Source organism: Treponema endosymbiont of Eucomonympha sp. (assembly GCF_001028545.1).
In genome coordinates this window covers 1-914 of the sequence record NZ_BBPW01000240.1, presented here as the reverse complement: position 1 = coordinate 914, position 914 = coordinate 1, and the positions used below count along the sequence as shown (strand labels likewise).

The following is a 914-nucleotide window of genomic DNA, read 5'->3' as shown; positions in this document are numbered from 1 at the left end:
GTCCCGTCCTGGTTCGTTTCGCCGCTTTCGTCCGAACAGGGCGTGCCCCCGTTAGCAAGCTCGAAGCGCCCCCGCTTCCGCGCCGCCGCGCCGGTGAACGCGCCCTTCTCGTGCCCGAACAGTTCGCTTTCGAGCAGGCTCTCCGAAAGCGCGGCGCAGTGCACCTTTATGAGCGGCTTGTCGCGGCGCGGCGAAAGGTTGTGGAGCGCGTCGGCGACCAGTTCTTTCCCCACGCCGCTCTCCCCCGTAATCAGGAGCGACGCCTTCGAGTCCGCGGCGCGGCGCACAATCTGAAAGATTTTCTGCATTTCCGCGTTCCTGCCGACAATCGACTCGAACGATTTCCGCTCCCGCAGTTCTTCCTGAAGCTGCCGGTGCTGCAGCACAAGCTCGCGCCCCTGAAGCGCGCGCTTCACTATCAGCGCGAGCCTTTCGAGACTGAGCGGCTTCGTCAGGAAGTCGTAGGCGCCGTTGCGCATTGCGTCAACCGCGCTGTCTATGCTGCCGTGCCCTGTAAGCACGATGACCGGAATGCCGGGGCTTTCCGCCGACACCTTCGCCAGCACCTCTTCGCCCGAAGCCTCCGGCATACGCAGGTCGGTAATCACCAGATCAACGTCGCCTTTTTCGATAAGCGCCAGCCCCGCCCGCCCGTTTTCCGCCAATTTCACCGTGTAGCCGTCAAGCTCCAGCGCCGCACCCAACCCTTCGCGGATATTCTTTTCGTCGTCGATGATCAGAATCGTAAACTGCACGTTTTATCCCTGTCTGCTCTGCGCCGCTTGAAACTTGTCGGCTCCCAAATGCCGCACCCGTGAATTCCGTTATGGCTTTGTATGCCGCCGCACTGCTTGTTGCGGGGCAACGGACAAAGCAGTGTGTCCCGCGCGTATAATTGCTCTTATATAATCCGC

At 61.3% G+C, this 914-nt stretch carries 1 protein-coding gene; it reads right to left on the bottom strand.

Features of this window, described 5'->3' with window-relative positions; all coding sequences use genetic code 11:
• Positions 1-755, bottom strand: a 755-nt coding sequence (locus AWU74_RS06240; protein WP_162504936.1) for a sigma-54-dependent transcriptional regulator, incomplete at its 3' end; no start/stop codon positions are given.
• Positions 756-914 lie beyond the last annotated feature (159 nt).